13 protein-coding genes are annotated in these 16,775 nt (G+C 67.6%); 2 read left to right on the top strand and 11 right to left on the bottom strand.

Features of this window, described 5'->3' with window-relative positions; genetic code table 11:
• Window positions 1-178: 178 nt before the first annotated feature.
• Window positions 179-1,177: a trypsin-like serine peptidase gene (locus AC1DDH_RS10680; RefSeq protein WP_476955402.1), complete on the bottom strand. Its 999-nt coding sequence runs from the start codon at window positions 1,175-1,177 to the stop codon at window positions 179-181.
• Between the two features lie 245 nt (window positions 1,178-1,422).
• Between AC1DDH_RS10680 and AC1DDH_RS10675 the strand changes: the two genes are divergently transcribed.
• Window positions 1,423-3,645 carry an NADP-dependent isocitrate dehydrogenase gene (locus AC1DDH_RS10675; protein ID WP_476872674.1) on the top strand — a complete coding sequence of 741 codons (2,223 nt, stop codon included), beginning with the start codon at window positions 1,423-1,425 and terminating at the stop codon, window positions 3,643-3,645.
• A 197-nt stretch (window positions 3,646-3,842) separates the two neighbouring features.
• Here the strand turns inward: AC1DDH_RS10675 and AC1DDH_RS10670 are convergent, their stop codons facing one another.
• The 6 genes from AC1DDH_RS10670 to AC1DDH_RS10645 form a co-directional block, all read right to left on the bottom strand.
• Complete coding sequence (locus AC1DDH_RS10670) at window positions 3,843-4,379, bottom strand: mucin-associated surface protein (protein ID WP_476859179.1); 537 nt, start codon at window positions 4,377-4,379, stop codon at window positions 3,843-3,845.
• Window positions 4,376-5,578, bottom strand: a complete 1,203-nt coding sequence (locus AC1DDH_RS10665) for a serine/threonine-protein kinase (RefSeq protein WP_476872820.1) — start codon at window positions 5,576-5,578, stop codon at window positions 4,376-4,378. Before AC1DDH_RS10665 ends, AC1DDH_RS10670 begins: the two co-directional genes overlap by 4 nt.
• Window positions 5,579-6,052: 474 nt before the next feature.
• Window positions 6,053-7,321: a hypothetical protein gene (locus tag AC1DDH_RS10660; protein ID WP_476955401.1), complete on the bottom strand. Its 1,269-nt coding sequence runs from the start codon at window positions 7,319-7,321 to the stop codon at window positions 6,053-6,055.
• Between the two features lie 152 nt (window positions 7,322-7,473).
• Window positions 7,474-8,544 (bottom strand): Gfo/Idh/MocA family protein, encoded by a 1,071-nt coding sequence (locus AC1DDH_RS10655; protein WP_459384147.1) that lies wholly within the window; start codon window positions 8,542-8,544, stop codon window positions 7,474-7,476.
• 183 nt (window positions 8,545-8,727) lie between these two features.
• Entirely contained in the window at window positions 8,728-9,435 is a 708-nt protein-coding gene (locus AC1DDH_RS10650; protein WP_476955400.1) for an ABC transporter ATP-binding protein, read from the bottom strand.
• 2 nt (window positions 9,436-9,437) lie between these two features.
• The gene (locus AC1DDH_RS10645) at window positions 9,438-10,886 is read right to left on the bottom strand and encodes an ABC transporter permease (protein WP_476955399.1); all 1,449 of its coding nucleotides are present in this window, start codon (window positions 10,884-10,886) and stop codon (window positions 9,438-9,440) included.
• A 122-nt stretch (window positions 10,887-11,008) separates the two neighbouring features.
• On the opposite strand from AC1DDH_RS10645, the gene AC1DDH_RS10640 reads away from it, so the two are divergent.
• Window positions 11,009-11,170, top strand: a complete 162-nt coding sequence (locus tag AC1DDH_RS10640) for a hypothetical protein (RefSeq protein ID WP_476955398.1) — start codon at window positions 11,009-11,011, stop codon at window positions 11,168-11,170.
• Between the two features lie 21 nt (window positions 11,171-11,191).
• Here the strand turns inward: AC1DDH_RS10640 and AC1DDH_RS10635 are convergent, their stop codons facing one another.
• The 4 genes from AC1DDH_RS10635 to AC1DDH_RS10620 form a co-directional block, all read right to left on the bottom strand.
• Window positions 11,192-12,295 carry a substrate-binding domain-containing protein gene (locus AC1DDH_RS10635; RefSeq protein WP_476856609.1) on the bottom strand — a complete coding sequence of 368 codons (1,104 nt, stop codon included), beginning with the start codon at window positions 12,293-12,295 and terminating at the stop codon, window positions 11,192-11,194.
• A gap of 65 nt (window positions 12,296-12,360) precedes the next feature.
• On the bottom strand, window positions 12,361-13,629 hold the full coding sequence (gene mmsB / locus AC1DDH_RS10630) for a multiple monosaccharide ABC transporter permease (RefSeq protein ID WP_476856608.1): 1,269 nt from the start codon (window positions 13,627-13,629) through the stop codon (window positions 12,361-12,363).
• A 54-nt stretch (window positions 13,630-13,683) separates the two neighbouring features.
• Window positions 13,684-15,240 (bottom strand): multiple monosaccharide ABC transporter ATP-binding protein, encoded by a 1,557-nt coding sequence (gene mmsA / locus AC1DDH_RS10625; protein WP_476849130.1) that lies wholly within the window; start codon window positions 15,238-15,240, stop codon window positions 13,684-13,686.
• A 131-nt stretch (window positions 15,241-15,371) separates the two neighbouring features.
• Entirely contained in the window at window positions 15,372-16,562 is a 1,191-nt protein-coding gene (locus tag AC1DDH_RS10620) for an ROK family transcriptional regulator (RefSeq protein WP_243180206.1), read from the bottom strand.
• Between the last annotated feature and the right edge of the window lie 213 nt (window positions 16,563-16,775).

Genomic DNA, 16,775 nt, shown 5'->3' with positions numbered 1-16,775 from the left:
CCCCACTGCTGAAGATGGGACGCAATGACCCCGCGCTGGGGCAAACAGGGTAAACAGGGTAGACAAGCCCGGCTGCGCGGCCCCGCGAACAGGCCCCCGCGAACGGAGCGCGGGCCCCGCGAACAGGCCCCCGCGAACGGAGCGCGGGCCCCGCGTGTACGGGGCCCGTGCCCTCAGATCAGGAAGCGGCCGCCGTGGTGTAGGCCTGCTGGATCACGCTGCCCCAGTACGGGCCGTACATCTTGGTGGAGTTGCTGCCGTAGCCGTAGCTGTTGATGGAGTTCTGGTAGCCGGCGGCGCTGGTGCCGATGAACCACGGACCGCCTGAGGAACCGCCGGTCATGTTGCAGGGGATCCCCTGGGTGTTGAACTGCGGGTTGTAGGGATCGTTCGTGGCGGTGCCTGAGCAGCTCTTGAGGGATTCACCGTTGAAGGGCGCTGCGGCGGGGTAACCGAATGACTTGTAGCTCAGGCCGCGGGCGGCGTTGAACTGCAGCCCGGAGCCGCCGACGACGTCGCTCAGGTACTGGCCGTTGAGCGTGGACATGACGGCGAAGCCGGTGTCGTAGGTCATGTCACCCGAGGAGCTCCACTGGGTGGGGGCGTAGAGGGCCTTGGCCGTCCACTTGCCGTAGGGGGCCGCGCCGTTCAGGTACGCCGGGACGAACGTGAACTTGGTGGCGAAGGCGCCCGGGCCCTCATTCACGCAGTGCCCGGCCGTGGAGACCGTGCTCTTGTTGCCGGAGGAGACCGAGTTGCCGGAGCAGACGTAGTTCGTCCCGCCGAGGGTGAAGAAGACCTTGCCGATGTGCGGGACGGGGGTTTCGCTGGCATTGGTCTTGGTCTGGAGCGTCTGGGATTGCAGCTTGGGAGCCGCGGCCTCGACCTTGCCCGGCGCGCCCGTTTCCGCCGGGCCCCTGGCCGCGGTGGCCTTGCCGTTGCGCTTCATGGCCCTGTCGGCCAGGACGTCGCCGGGGACGGCGCTGCGCATGCGTTCCGCGGTCCAGTAGTCGGCCGCGCCCGTCTCGGTGACGGTGTGGCTGGCGACATCGGAGGTGGAAACCGGTGCCTTGGCCGGTGCGGGGGAGGCCGTGGCCGCCCCCGCGGCACTCAGGGCCAGCAGCGCGGCGGCCGAAAGAGTCAGCAGGCTGGTGGCCAGAGTCTTGGGTGTTCTCATGGGTGTCCTAACCGGTGGAAAAGCGGGGCGGCCGCTGTTGGCGGCCGCTGGATGGAACGAAACTACGGCAATTTGACTAACCTGTAAAGTCGGTTGTCAATTTTTGTTATGCCGTGTCGGGATGTCACTCATCCGTCCGCGCACGACGCCGGTAGGCGCCAACGGGGGCACCTCGGGTAAGTTAGGGGTGTTGAGATAACACAAGATTCCGGAAATACCCAGACCTTCAGGGAGACGCCCGCGCAATGGCAAAGATTATCTATACCCACACCGACGAAGCGCCGATGCTGGCCACCTATTCGTTCTTGCCGATCATTGAGGCGTTCGCCTCGACGGCCGGTGTGGAAGTGGAGACCCGCGACATCTCGCTGGCCGGCCGCATCATCGCCGTGTTCGGCGACTACCTCACCGAAGAGCAGCGCGTCAGCGACGCCCTGGCCGAGCTTGGTGCACTCGCCAAGACGCCCGAAGCCAACATCATCAAGCTGCCCAACATCAGCGCCTCCGTGCCCCAGCTGAAGGCCGCAATCGCCGAACTCCAGGGCCACGGCTACGCGCTGCCGGACTACCCGGACAACCCCTCCTCGGACGAGGAAACGGACATCCGGTCCCGCTACGACAAGATCAAGGGCTCCGCCGTGAACCCGGTCCTGCGCGAAGGCAACTCGGACCGCCGCGCCCCGCTCTCGGTCAAGAACTACGCCCGCCAGAACCCGCACAGCATGGGCGCCTGGACTCCGGAGTCCAAGACCAACGTGGCCCACATGGACGCCGACGACTTCCGCTCGAACGAGCTGTCCGTGGTGATCGAGGCCGACACCAACATCAAGATCCAGCTCGTCAAGGAAGACGGCACCGTCAAGGTCCTCAAGCGTGCCTTCCCGGTCCTGGCCGGCGAGGTCATCGACGGCACCGTGATGCGTGCCGCGGCCCTGGATGAGTTCCTCGCAGCCCAGGTCGCCCGGGCCAAGAACGAGGGCGTGCTGTTCTCCGCCCACCTCAAGGCCACCATGATGAAGGTCTCGGACCCCATCATCTTCGGCCACGTCGTCAAGGCCTACTTCGCGGACCTCTTCGCCACCTACGGTGAGCAGATCGCCGCCGCCGGCCTGAGCCCCAACAACGGCCTTGCCTCCATCCTCAACGGACTCGAGGACCTGCCGGAGGAGATCCGCGGCGAGGTCCAGGCAGCCATCGAAAAGGGCCTCAACGAGGGCCCCGAACTTGCGATGGTCGATTCCGACAAGGGCATCACCAACCTGCACGTGCCCTCCGACGTCATTGTCGACGCCTCGATGCCGGCCATGATCCGCAGCTCGGGCCACATGTGGGGCCGCGACGGCCAGGAAGCCGATACCCTCGCCGTCCTCCCGGACAGCAGCTACGCCGGCATCTACCAGGTCGTGGTTGATGACTGCCGCGCCCACGGGGCCTTCGATCCCACCACCATGGGCACCGTCCCGAACGTCGGCCTCATGGCCCAGGCCGCCGAGGAATACGGCAGCCACGACAAGACGTTCGAGATCCAGTCCGCCGGCACCGTCCAGATCGTTGACGACGCCGGCACGGTGCTGATCGAGCACAAGGTTGCCCCGGGCGACATCTGGCGCGCCTGCCAGACCAAGGACGTGCCGATCCGCGACTGGGTGAAGCTGGCCGTCACCCGTGCCCGCGCCTCCGCCACGCCCGCCGTCTTCTGGCTGGACAAGGGCCGCGCGCACGACGCCCGGATGATCGCCAAGGTGGAGGAATACCTCAAGGATCACGACACCGCGGGCCTGGAAATCGCCATCATGTCCCCGGATGAGGCCACGGCCTTCACGGTGGAGCGCCTCCGCAAGGGCGAGGACACCATCTCGGTGACCGGCAACGTGCTCCGCGACTACCTCACCGACCTCTTCCCGATCCTGGAACTGGGCACCAGCGCCAAGATGCTTTCGGTGGTGCCGCTGATCAACGGCGGCGGCCTGTTCGAGACCGGCGCCGGCGGATCCGCCCCGAAGCACGTCCAGCAGTTGCTCAAGGAAAACCACCTGCGCTGGGACAGCCTGGGTGAATTCCTCGCACTGGCCGTCAGCTTCGAGCACCTCGCCACCAGCACCGGCAACGCCCGCGCCCAGGTCCTGGCCGACACCCTGGACCGGGCCACCGGCACGTTCCTGCTGGAGGACAAGTCCCCGAAGCGCAAGGCCGGCGAGTTGGACAACCGCGGCAGCCACTTCTACCTGGCCAAGTTCTGGGCCCAGGAACTGGCCAGCCAGAACGACGACGCCGAGCTCGCCGCGGCCTTCGCCGCCGTTTCTGACGCGCTGAACTCCAACGAGGACACCATCACCGGCGAACTCCTGGCCGTCCAGGGTTCCCCGGTGGACCTTGGCGGGTACTACCGGCCGGATGCGGCCAAGGTTGCAGCGGTCATGCGCCCGTCGGCGAAGTTCAGCGAAGTGCTTGCGACGCTGACCAAGTAGTCCCAGCCTCAACCGGCGCCAGACCTCAGGCAGCGCCCGGGCCGGCCGCCACGCAGAACGCCCCGTCTCCCGAAAGGGAGGCGGGGCGTTCTGCTGTCCGCCCGGGATTCCGGTGCGCGCGTCGCTGCTGGTCGGAGGGGCGGCGGGTCGGAGGATGGCAGGAAAGAGGGGCAGCCGGGCGGGGGAGGGCTGCGGGGTCAGCCCTTGCCGTTGCCCTTGTGCTTCGATTTCCCGGTGGCGGCCTTGGCCGGGGCCGGGGCGACGGCGGCCGGGGCCGTCCGCGCTGCAGCGACCTGGGCTGCTGCCTGAGCCGCGGCAGCCTTTTCAGCCGCTGCTTTGTCGGCTGCCGCTTTGTCAGCCGCTGCTTTTTCCGCAGCCTTCCGGGCCGCCTCGGCCGCCTGCTGCGCGGTAAGGTCCGCCCGGACGGCGTCAATCGATGACTTGATGCTCTGGTGGCGTCTGAAGGACACCTCGCCGCTCGCGGCGACGGCATCCAGCCGGGTCAGCAACTCGTCAAGGTGCTTCAGGGAACCCTCCGGGTCGTTGGCGGCTGCAGCCTGGCTGACAGCCAAGACTTCGGATTGAAGTTGCCGGGCCGCGCCGCTGCCCAGTTCGGGGGCGGGGGAGCCGCAACCGGCCAAAGCCCCGGCGGCCAGCAGTCCGGCGAGGAGGCTTGCGGACACCCGATACCTCACCCGGCCGCGGTCTTGCCCGGCGGTTCGTGAATCGCTCATGGTTCCACACCCTTCTGCAGTTCCCTCAGGTGATCGCCGAGCGGTCCGGTGACGGTGGGGTAGGGGACGACGTCGGGCGCCGCGGGGGCGGACAGGGCGACCGCGATCGTCGCCACGACGGCAAGGACTGCCAGCGCGGCGAGCAGCACGGCCACGCGGGTGCGGGGCCGGGCCCGGAGGAACCATGCGGCCCCGCGCGACGCGGAGCGGCGGCGGCGCGGCCGCAGCGGCAGGGCATCCGGGTCCAGCGGGTTCAGGGGGCGTGTTCTCGACGCCGCAGCCGTTGCGGCTCCGGGCCTGGGTGGGCGGGGCCGCCTTGCCGGCGGGGCCGGGAGGACCCGGGTGGGTTCCGTTGTGACGGGCCCGGGCAGCGATCCGGGGGAAACGAGGGCAACACGGAAGGCTGCCTCGAGATCGGCGGCCGCGGGGCGGTCCAACGGGTCCAGGACGGTCATGGCCTGGATGAGCCGGGCCCACTCCTCGGGCACGGCGTCCGGGATGACGGGGGCGCGGTGCAGGCGGGCCACAGCGGATTCGACGGCGCTGCCCGGGTACTCCACCTCGCCCTTGAGGCATTCGAGCAGGACCAGGCCCAGCGAGTAGATATCACTCGCCGGACCGAGGTCGGCACCGCGGGCCTGTTCGGGACTGAGGTAGGCGGCAGTTCCCACCATGGTTCCCGTGGCGGTCAGCCGGGTCCCGTCGATGATCCGGGCGATGCCGAAGTCTGTGAGCTTGGGCCGAAGCGGCTCTCCCGGCCGGACCGGCACCAGGAGGATGTTGGCGGGCTTGATGTCCCGGTGGACGATGCCGAGGCCGTGGACGTAGGCGAGGGCATCGGCGATCCCGGCGCCCACCACGGCCAACTCGGCCAGCGGCAGGGGACTGTGGCGGATCCGGGTCCGCAGATCCTGGCCGTCCACGAGCTCCATGGTCAGGAAGGGCCGGGGCTCCTCGGGAATCCGGGTGTCCGTCCCGGCGTCGAACAGCGTCACCAGGCTTGGATGATTCAGGGTCGCCAGCAGTTCGATCTCCGCTTCCTGCCGGCGAAGCTCGTCAGGATCCGCCGATTGCGGTGCAAAGAGTTTCAGGGCAACGTCCCGGCCAAGGTTCAGGTCCTTGGCCGTGTAGACCGATGCCATGCCGCCCCGGCCAATCACCTCCCCCAGCTGATAGCGGCCGCCCAGGGGCTCCGCCATGATGCTGTTGGGCGAACTGTCCACGCTGTCCCCGTACCTTTCGTGTGCGCCCCGGCGGCGCTCCTAAAGAATGATACGGGTACGGGTATCTGATTGCGGTCCGCGTGGTGCGTGGGGGACCTCCGGTCCCGGCGCCGAAGCGTCTTCCCTCACCGGACCCCCACCCGCGGACGCCCCTCCGCCGGAGCATGCCGTTGGGTCCCCCAGCGGACCCAACGACCTCGCTCCGGCGGTACAGGACCTTGATGGGAGCGGTGGCATGCGCTAGGGCGGGCGGGGCTTGCAGCCGGGCCTCGGCTGCGGACCGGAGCGCTCAGGGTGGGCGGGCGCTGAGAGGGTCAGGCCGGCGGGAATTGGGGTGCCGGAAGCCCGGCGGTGGACGGTCGTGTCCATGGGGGATTCTCCTGGGTGACTGTTGGCGGGCGGCAAAGGCAGCCCGACGGGCCGTGCTCTGTGGAGGCAGAGACGGCCCGACTAGTCAGGAGAAGAACCGGGATCAGCGCTAACGGCTGCGTACTCGTGCTGGAGCGGTCCGCCGATGGCGTCGGCCCCGATGGTGGGCACGTAGAAGACCAGGCTGGGCATCCACGCAGCCGTTCCGGCAGGCCCGCCGCCGGAGTGCCCGCTGCCGGACCCCGAGCCCGGAGCCGGCGGGAGTGCGTCAGGCGCAGGCAGTCCCGTTCCGCCATGCCATGGGCTCGGACCCGGGTTGCCGGAGGGAGCCGGCGGTTCACCGGTCCCGGCAGGGGCCTTGGCCGGCGGGGCAGCGCCGGACTGGACAGCTGCCGCGCCCCGGGGTTCAGGGATCAGCAAGGCGGGATAGGCAACCGTGGCACCCGGGGAAGGAGATGCCGGGAACGGACGGGCCGCCACGGTGCCGGTGGGAGCAGGCGCCGGCAGTTCAGCCGGTGCTGCGTTGGCGGCGGTTGCTTTTGCGCCGCCCGCCGGCGCCGATGCGCCATCGACGGCGGCCGGCGTCCCCGCCGGCGTCCCCGCAGGCGATCCCGCCGCGACATCGCCGCCTGGAACGACGCCGTCTGGAACGACGCCGTCTGGTGGCCCGGCCGCAGGGTCGCCGGGGAGCGGAGTTGCTGGATCCGGAGCCGGAGCCGGGGCCGCCGGGTCGCCGGGCGACGAAGGTGCTGGAGCCGGTACCGCAGGGTCCACCACCGGCGGAACAACACCGGGGACCGGTACCGCAGGGTCCACCACCGGCGGAACAACACCGGGGACCGGAACCGCAGGGTCCACCACAGGCCCGGTTGCCGGCGGGGTGAGTGCCGGCGCAGGGAGCGAAGGGTCAGGGAGTACCGGGGAGGGGAGCGCCGGGTCCGGTGCCGCCTGCCCAGGGGCGGGCGGTGGCGCGTCGGGAACCGCCGGGTCAGGGGCGGTGTCCGCGGGCCCGTTCGGGTCGGCAGCAACGACGTCCGCGGAAGCTGCTCCCGGCCCCGGAACAGCGCCCGCCGCCCAGGCGCCCGCCGGGACCGCAGAGATGTCCACGGAAACCACGCCGTCGAGGGAGGGAACAGGGAGGTCGTCGGCGTCCGTACAGGAGGCGGCGGCCGTGCTCTCCCCGGCGTCGACGGCCGTCCCGTAGAACGCGCAGGCGTCGTCCGCCTGCGCGGCCGTGCAGGTCAGTGTCAGCCACGCGGCGCCGGCGACGGCGGCCAAAAGCACGCGCCGCAAGGGGCGCAGGGGGCGCAAGGTGCGGCCCGCGCGGGAGGACGCTGCTGCAGGATCCATGCGCGCACCCCCGATCCCGGAAGACTGGACAATTGCCTACAGGGTAAGTCGGCCCCAACAGGAGAGTCCAGAGCGGGGCCGAAACTGTAGGCATACCGAGACACTTGGAATGCGCCGGGTCCGTTGCCTGGGGCGTGGAAAATGCGAGGCGGTTAGTGGGCGTCGTTGGGGTAGCTCACGCCGAGCTGCGCGCGTACGCCGTCGAAAAGCCGCATGGTGTTCAGGGAGTCCTCCAGAGGCATGACCGGGCTTTCGGTGAGGCCCTGCTGGATGCACCGCGTGACCTCCCGGAGCTCGTAAGTGTAACCACGTCCCACCACGGTGAACTGCTCCGTCCGGGGCCCCTCGAAGCCGATCCGGACCAGCAGTTCCTTCGGGTTGTTGATGGAGCCCGGGCTCTGGAGGTAGCCCTTGGTGCCGGCGACGGTGGCCGTGCGGGGGCCATAGGCCATCAATGACGAGGTCAGTTGGGCCTGGGCGCCGTGGTGGTAACCGAGCGTCAACGCATTCTGGGCGTCGACGCCGTCGTCGTTCAGCCAGCCGGTGGCGCTGACCGTTTGCGGGAACCCCAGGGTGCCGAGCGCCCAGAGCAGGGGATAGACCGTCATGTCCAGCAGGGCGCCGCCACCGTCCTTGGGTGCCCAAAGCCGGGAACCGGGCGAGTACGGCGCCGGAAAGCCGAGGTCGGCGCCGACCCATTTCACCTCGCCGATCTCGCCCGAGGCAGCGATCTCGAACGCCCGCTGCATGCTGGGCAGGAACCGGCTCCAGACCGCCTCCATCAGGAAGACTCCGTTGGTCCGGGCCGCCGCGATCAGCTCGGCTGCTTCCCGGGCATTGATCGTGAGGGCCTTCTCGCACAGCACGTGCTTGCCGGCGTTGAGGGCGGCGAGGGCTATCTTGTGATGGTGGGCGTGCGGGGTGGCGACGTAGACGACGTCGACGGCGTCATTGGCGAGCAAGCGGGCATAGCCACTGGCGCCGTCCTGGTCACCGTAGGCGTGGACAAAGCCGTAGTCGGCCGCGAACGCGTCCGCGGCCGCCTGTGTGCGGGAGCTGACGGCGTACAGTTCCGCATCCGCCAGCAGCCCAAGGTCGCGTGTGACCGAAGCGGCGATCCCGCCGGTGGCGATGACACCCCAGCGCAGCCTGGCACCGGTGGCTGTGCGGGGGTCCTGGTCCGGCTGGCTGAACAGCCACGGCTTTGCGATGAGGGCAGACATGATGCCATCTTCTCACCCAGGGGCGGGCGGGCCGCGGTGTTGACGGCCCTGGCATGGCGGAGGTTCGACGCGGAGATCCAGTCTCACGAAGTTCAGCCCCGGCGGCTCGACGCCGGAGCCGCGGGCGGGCCCCCAAGGCCTGCCCGCAGCTCCGCCGCCGAAGTCCCCGCCGCCGGCCGGTCCTCAGCCGGTCAGGGCCTCCGTCGCACGGGCCCGGGCCGTTTCCTCCGTGAGCCGGCCCTGCTGGAGCCGGAAGCGCCGGTCCGTCTTGTTGGCCAGGGCACGGTCGTGGGTGACCACCAGGATGGTGGTGTTGTGGTCCCGGCTGAGCGTGCTGAGCAGCTCGATGATGTGCTCGCCGGTCTGCTCGTCCAGGTTGCCGGTGGGTTCATCGGCCAGGATCAGTTTGGGTTCGTTCGCCAGCGCCCGGGCGATCGCCACCCGCTGCTGCTCGCCGCCGGAGAGCCGGTTGATGCGCCGCCCGTGCTTCTCCGGATCGAGCTGGACCTGTTCGAGCAGCTGCCGGGCCCGCTCGGCCCGCGCCGCCTTTCGCACGCCGGCGAATTCCATCGGCAGCATCACGTTGTCCACGGCCGAGAGGTTCGGGATCAGGTTGAACTGCTGGAACACGAAGCCGATGTCCCGGCGCCGGTAGTTGGTCAGTTTCCCGTCGGGCATGCTGGCCAGGCTCACGCCGTTGACCACCACGTCGCCGCTGGTGGGCTTGTCCAGCGCCCCGAGCAAGGAGAGCAGGGTGCTCTTGCCGCTGCCGCTCTTGCCCACGATCGAGGCCAGCGTGCCCTGCTCCAGCTCGAAGCTGACATCGTTGACCGGCTTGATGGTCCGGTCGCCGGACTTGAACGTGCGGACCAGGTTCTTGACTTCGATCATGGCTATTCTCCTCGGAGGACTTCGATGGGACGGATGCGGGCGGTGAGCAGGGCCGGGACGAGCGCGCCGATGATGGCGACGCCGAAAACTGCGGCGATGCCCGCGGCGATGACGCCGGGGGAGGCGCTCGCCGTCACGGAGGTCAGCAGCTGGCTGGCCCCGCCCAGCGGTCCGCCCGCCCTTCCCGGGAACCCGCCCCCGGGAAAGCCGCCAGCGCCGCCGCGCTGGCCGGTGGCCGCCGCGCTCGTGCTGCTGCTTGAACTGATGAGGGCGCTGGCGATGCCGCCGCTGGCGAGGGAGGCGACGGCGGCGCCCACAACACTGCCCATGGCCACCAGCACGAGGGCCTCCAGCACAAACTGCAGGCCGATGGTGCGGTTCGGGGCGCCGATGGCCTTCAGGACACCGATCTCGCGGCGTCGTTCGCGGACCAGCATGACCATGATCAGGAGGATGATCAGGCCGGCGGTGCCAAGGGCCGCGACGAAGGCGATGAAGGAAATGTTCTTGACGCTGTCCAGCGAGCTGACGGCGGTCTCAAGGTTCCGCTGGCCCTGGGTGACGTCGGCCTTGTCGGAGCCCAGCGCCGCCTGCAGGGCGGTCTTGGCGGCGTCGACGTTTTCCATGCTGTTGACCGTGACGATCATGGTGGAGAGTTCGCCTGGGAGCGCGGCGAGGGTCTGGGCGGTCGGCAGCGTCACGTAGAGCGCATTGTTGCCGAACGCGGTCCCGGCGTCGAACAGCCCCCGGACGGTGAAGCTCTGGTCCCCGATGGTGAACGTCGAGCCCACGCTGAGGCCGTTCTTGGTGGCCAGGGTGGTGCCCAGCAGGGCGCCGGTGGACGCGGCGGTGTAGTTGCCCAGGCCGGTGCCCTGCGTCAGCTGCAGGGCCTTGCCGGTGGAGTCCACCTCGGCGCCGATGCCCGTTGCCGTGATGGGCAGCGAGAACGCCGGCGCGGCCTGCGCGGTGCTGCCGGTACTGCCCGAGGTGCTGCTTCCGGTGGCGCCGGTACTGGCTTGGTTACGGTTGCCGAGGGTGCCGGCGTCGACGGCGGCCGTGAGGCTCGTGGTGACGGAGGTGGCCGACTGGCCGCCGGGGCCGCCTTGGCCTGTCCGTCCTGACGCGGCCTCGGCGGCAATGTCAGCGGCGTTGCGCAGGCGCAGCGCCTTGGTGCCGACCACGCTGCTGACGTTGGGGACGGCCGCCGCCGTCGCTGCCTGGGCGGACGTCAGCGGCTCGCCGCCGCCCTCGAACCCCTGGCCGCCGGCGGGGTTCACGGTCAGGACCGTGCCCACCGAGGCGTTCAGCTCGGCAACCTTGCCGGTGACGGCCTGGTTGGCCACGAGCATGGCCAGGGCAAGTCCAATGGCTACGGCCAGGACCGCCACCACGGCGGCGGTCCTGACCTTGTTTCGAAAGGCGTTGCCTACACTCCGGGCAAGAACGCTCACGGTGCTCCTAGTTTTTCTTGGGTGTCTCTGGGGGGTATCTCCTGCCGGGCCCGATGCCCGGCGCTGGTCCCACAGTGGTACGGGCCGCTGTGCGAACCTCCCCCGGGAGCTATGGATCTGCTGTGAAGCGCCTCGCCACAGGCAAGGTCACCGCCAAGGTCACCGCCAAGGTCACTGCCAAGGTCACCGCCGGCGCACCACCGCCAGCGCATCACGGCCAACGCAAGAGCCCCGGCCCTCCCTTGCGGGAGAGCCGGGGCTCTGTACTCTGGCGCGGCCGGTGAAGCGGTCGCCCAGATAAGGAACTACTGCTTGGTGATCGGGCCGAGGACCGGATCGTTCTCGTACGCCGTGTGGACGTTGTCCTTGGTGACGATGACCGGCTTCAGCAGGTACGCGGGAACAACCTTGTTTCCGTTGTTGTAGGACTTGTCGTCGTTAATCTCCGGCTTCTTGCCTGCCTGGACGTCGTTGACCATGGTGATCGAGTGGTCAACGAGCGCATTGGTGTCCTTGTTGATGGTGGAGTACTGCTCGCCCGCCATGATGGACTTGACCGACTCAACCTCGGAGTCCTGGCCCGTGACAACCGGGATCGGCTTGCCGGCGGCCTTGACAGAGGTGATGATCGCGCGGGCCAGGGTGTCGTTCGGGGACAGCACGCCGTCAAGCGGGGCGCTGCCGTACGTTCCGGCGAGCAGGGTGTCCATGCGCTTCTGGGCGTTCTCTGCCTTCCAGCCCTGGGTAACGGCCTGTTCGAAGCTCGTCTGGCCCGAAAGGACCTTGAGGGTGCCGTCGTCGATCTTCGGCTTCAGGACGCTCATGGCGCCGTCGAAGAAGACCTTCGCGTTGGCGTCATCAGGGGAACCTGCGAAGAGCTCGATGTTGTACGGGCCTGCCGGCTTCTTGCCCTTCATGCCGTCCAGCAGCGCCTGGCCCTGGAGTTCACCGACCTTGAAGTTGTCGTAGGCCACGTAGTAGTCCACGTCCGGGGTGTTCAGGAGCAGACGGTCATACGCGATGATCGTGGCGCCGGCATCCTTGGCCTGCTTGAGCTGGGTGCCCAGCTGCGCACCGTCGATGGCACCGACGATGATGAGCTTGTCGCCCTTGGTGATCATGGCACTAATCTGGTTCTGCTGATCCGAAACGCCGCCATTGGCGAACTGCACATCCGGCTTGTAGCCGGCCTTGGTGAGGCCGTCGTTGAACAGCTGCTCCGCCAGAACCCAGTTTTCCGAGGTCTTCTGGGGCAGCGCGACGCCGATCGACGAGCCCTTCGGGAATGCTTCGCCTCCGGAGCTCGAACCGCCGGTAGTCCCGGTGTCGGAACGGCCGCAGGCCGTCAGCGCCAGTGCCGCAATAGCAGCGATTGCTGCTGCCTTTCCTGCTTTACCAATCATTCGCATTGCTTGGTTCACTTTCTTTTGGTGGTGTGCGGAGAATTGTGGGGTTGGGGAACCGGGGGAGCCGCTCAGGCTCCCCTGGAGATGACGTCTGTGGTTTGGGTTGTCTCGTCGGCCTTGATCTCGTTACTGCGGCTGAAGTTCTTCATCAGCATCCCGACGACGGACCTCTTGCCCTGGGTCTTGTTGTAGACGTCGAAGGCGACGGCGATCAGGAGCACCAGGCCCTTGATGATCTGGGTGAGGTCGGCGCCGACGCCGAGCAGCTGCAGGCCGTTGTTCAGGACTGCCATGACCAGGCCGCCGATGATCGAGCCGATCACGGTGCCCACGCCACCGGTGACCGCGGCGCCGCCAATGAACACGGCGGCGATGGCGTCCAGTTCCCAGCCGACGCCGTCGAACGGGCCTGAGGCGGTGGAGCGGCCGACGAAAATCATGCCGGCGAGGCCGGCCAGGAAGGACATGTTCATCATGACCAGGAAGTTGACCTTCTTGGACTGGACACCGGAGAGCTCGGCGGCGTGCCGGTTGCCACCGACGGCGTAGATGTGGCGGCCGATAACGGTCTTGGAGGAGATGAAGCCGTACACGAGGACCAGGACGGCCAGGATCAGGCCCGGCACGGGGAAGGAGGTGCCCGGCCGGCCGGTGGCAAAGAGGTAGGTCGCGTAGAGGATGGCGCCGGAGACCAGCACCAGTTTGATAACCATGACCCACGCTTCGGGAACCTCGGCACCGAGGGCCTTGGCGTTGCGGCGGGAGCGGATCTCGCTGAAGATCACGAACGCGACGCCGAGCAGGCCAATGAGCATGGTGGGGTTGTTGTAGCCGGTATTCGGTCCAAACTCGGGCAGGTAGCCGGAGCCGATGTACTGGAAATCCGTGGGAACCGGGATGGTGTTCGACTTACCGACCAACTGGTTGGCGCCGCGGAAGATCAGCATGCCGGACAGCGTCACGATGAACGCGGGGATGCCGACATAGGCCACCCAGAATCCCTGCCACATTCCGATCAGGGCGCCGAGCCCGAGCCCCATCAGGACGCCGATGTACCAGGGCAGCCCCCAGTCGCGGATGAAGAGTGACACGCAGACACCCACGAAGGCCGCGACGGAACCGACCGAGAGGTCGATGTGCCCGGCGATGATGACCAGCACCATGCCGATGGCGAGGATCAGGATGTAGGAGTTGCCGTTGAAGAGGTTGATGACGTTGCCCGATGTGAGCGTGCGGCCCTCCGTGAAAATCTCGAAGAACACGATCAGCGCAACCAGGGCGAAGATCATGCCGAATTGGCGGGTGTTGCCGCCAAAGAGCTTCTTGAGCGCGTTCATTGTTTCAGTCCTTGTGTCCGGGGTGTTCGGATTGTTCTGGTTTGTCCCAAAGGGTCAAGCGGTCTTGCGGGCGGACGTCATGAGTTTCATGAGGCTTTCCTGGCTGGCTTCGTCCTTGTTCAGGACGCCGGTGATGGCGCCTTCGAAAATCGTGTAGATCCGGTCCGAGAGGCCCAACAGCTCGGGCAGCTCCGAGGAAATGACGATCACGGCCTTGCCCTCGTTGGCCAGCTTCTGGATGATGCCGTAGATCTCGTACTTGGCCCCGACATCGATCCCGCGGGTGGGTTCGTCCAGGATCAGCACGTCCGGGTCGGTGAACATCCACTTCGCCAGCACGACCTTCTGCTGGTTGCCGCCGGAGAGCTTTGCGACGCCTTCCTCCACGGAGGGCGTCTTGGTCCGCAGCGACTTCCGGTATTCCTCCGCGACGGCGTATTCCTTGTTGGCGTCCACCACGAAGTTCTTGCTGATCTTGCGCAGGTTTGCCGAGACCGTGGTGGCCTTGATGTCGTCCAGCAGGTTCAGGCCCAGGGACTTGCGGTCCTCGGTGACGTAGCCGAGTCCGGCGTCGATCGCCTGGCGGACGCTCTTGAGCTGCAGTTCCTTGCCTTCTTTGTAGACATGGCCCGAGATGAAGCGGCCGTACGAGCGCCCGAACACGGACCGGGCCAGTTCGGTGCGTCCGGCGCCCATCAGGCCCGCGAACCCGACGATCTCGCCGCGGCGGACGAAAAAGCTGGAGTTCTTGCAGACCAGGCGGTCCTGGATCTGCGGGTGCCCGACGTTCCAGTTCTTCACCTCGAAGAGGACATCGCCGATCTTCGGCTCGTGGTCCGGGAACCGGGATTCCAGGGTCCGGCCAACCATGCCCTTGATGATGCGGTCCTCGTCGACGCCGTCGGCCTTGACGTTCAGGGTCTCGATCGACTTGCCGTCGCGGATGATCGTGATCTCATCGGCGATCTGTTCGATCTCGTTGAGCTTGTGCGAAATGATGATCGAGGTGATTCCGCGGCCCTTGAGGCCCAGCATGAGGTCCAGCAGGTGCTGGGAGTCGGACTCGTTCAGCGCCGCCGTGGGCTCGTCCAGGATCAGGAGCTTGACCGACTTGTTCAGGGCTTTGGCGATCTCGACCAGCTGCTGCTTGCCGACGCCGATCTCCTTGATGGGGGTGTCCGGGTCCTCGCGCAGCCCCACGCGGGCCAGCAGTTCGGTGGACCGGGTCCGGGCCTCGGCCCAGTCGATCACGCCGCGCTTGGTGGGCTCGTTGCCGAGGAAGATGTTCTCCATGATCGACAGTTCGGGGATAAGCGCGAGTTCCTGGTGGATGATCACGATGCCGGCGTGCTCGCTGGCCCTGATGTCCTTGAACTCCTGGACTTCGTTCTGGTAAACGATGTCCCCGGTGTACGTGCCGTAGGGGTACACGCCTGAGAGCACCTTCATCAGGGTCGATTTCCCGGCGCCGTTCTCACCGCAGATGGCGTGGATCTCGCCGGCCTTCACCCGCAGGCTCACATCGGCCAAAGCTTTAACGCCGGGGAACTCCTTGGTGATGGATCGCATCTCGAGGATTAGCGGATCACTGTGCGTGTTGAGGGACGTCATCTGCCCTTACGCCTCCAATGCATGACTTCGTTGTCCGCCCCTGCAAACCGCAGGGCCGTCTGATGGAAAAGTAAACTGGATCACAGCCCTTGTCGTCAAGTCTTTAACGCAACAGCCACATAACGAAATGGTTAGTTTCGCCGGATTCCGGCGTGCTGGAAGACCAAAGCCGTGGCCCCGAGGGCCTCGGCCCGGTCGCCCAGGGACGACATCGTGAGGGTGGTTGTCTCGCCTATGACCGGCACCGCGTGGCGGATCAGGCCGCGCCGGATCGGGTCCAGCAGCAGCTGGCCAAGGCCCGCCAGCGGGCCGCCGACCACAATGACCTCGGGGTTGATCAGGTTCGCCACGTTGCCCAGCGCGCGCCCGACGGCGAGCCCGGCGTCGTCCACGACACGGAGCGTGGCGGAGTCCTTCTCCAGGGCCTTGCGAACGATGTCCCCAGGCGAGAGCGGCCGGTCCTCGCCGCGGCTCAGGAGCTCGATCATGGTGGTGGTGGAGGCGATGGTTTCCAGGCAGCCGCGGTTCCCGCAGCGGCAGATCAGCCCGTGCTCGTGGATGGTGGCATGGCCGATTTCGCCGGTGATGCCCACGTTGCCGTAGTACGGGGCGCCGTTGAGGATCAGCCCCGCGCCGATGCCCGAGCCGATCTTGAGGAACATCAGGTTGCTGATGCCGCTGTGCGGCCCCCAGGTGACCTCGGAGAGGGCGCCCAGGTTGGCGTCGTTGTCCACAAAGACGGGGAGTTCCAGCGCTTCTTCTAGGCGTTTGAGGATGTTGATGCCCACCCATTCGGGCAGGATCGCGCCTTGCGCCACGGTGCCTGTGCGGCGGTCGATCGGGCCGGGAATTCCGACGCCGGCACCCACCAGGGCGCTGCGTTCCACACCGCTGTCCGTGAGCAGCCGGTCCAGCACGCCGACGGCGGCCTGGATGCCTTCCTCAGCGTGATGGCCCAGGGGCAGCAGGACCGACTCTTCGGCGATCACGTGGTAACTCAGCGAGGCCAGCACGACGCGCAGGTGGCGCCGGCCGAAGTCGATTCCGACGGCGACGGCTCCGTTGCTGTTGAGCCGGACGTTCAGAGCGCGCCGCCCGGAACTGGTGATCGGTTCAGTCGAGGCCAGCCCGGCGTCCTGCATGATTTTGACGATGTTCGAGACCGTGGCTGTCGAAAGCCCGGTCTGGCGGGCCAGTTCCGCCTGCGTGGATGGGCCCGCGAGGAGGCATTCGATGATCCGCTGCTGGTTCAAATGCCGGAGGGCGGACTGCGATCCGGGGTTCTTGGTTCGGCTCCTCGTTGAGCGCGTTGGTGAGGGCATGCTATGAAGCGTGACGCATTCGCGCCTTGTAGTCAAGAAGTTAACGCAACGATAACGGCCGCGCCGGTCGAATGTCGGGGAGAGGGCGGTCAGCACCCGCCGTCTCCGCGGCAAGGACGTTCTGCCCCGCCGGCACGCTGGCCGGGTGGAATTGCACCACACCCCGCGTTCCGGGCCACGGCTACTCTGGTCGGGAGAACCCGCCGCGACCCG

The sequence above is a fragment of the Arthrobacter sp. 10T425 genome, assembly GCF_056393985.1.
Note: the sequence above shows the minus strand (reverse complement) of the source record. Positions and strands in the feature narration are given on the sequence as shown.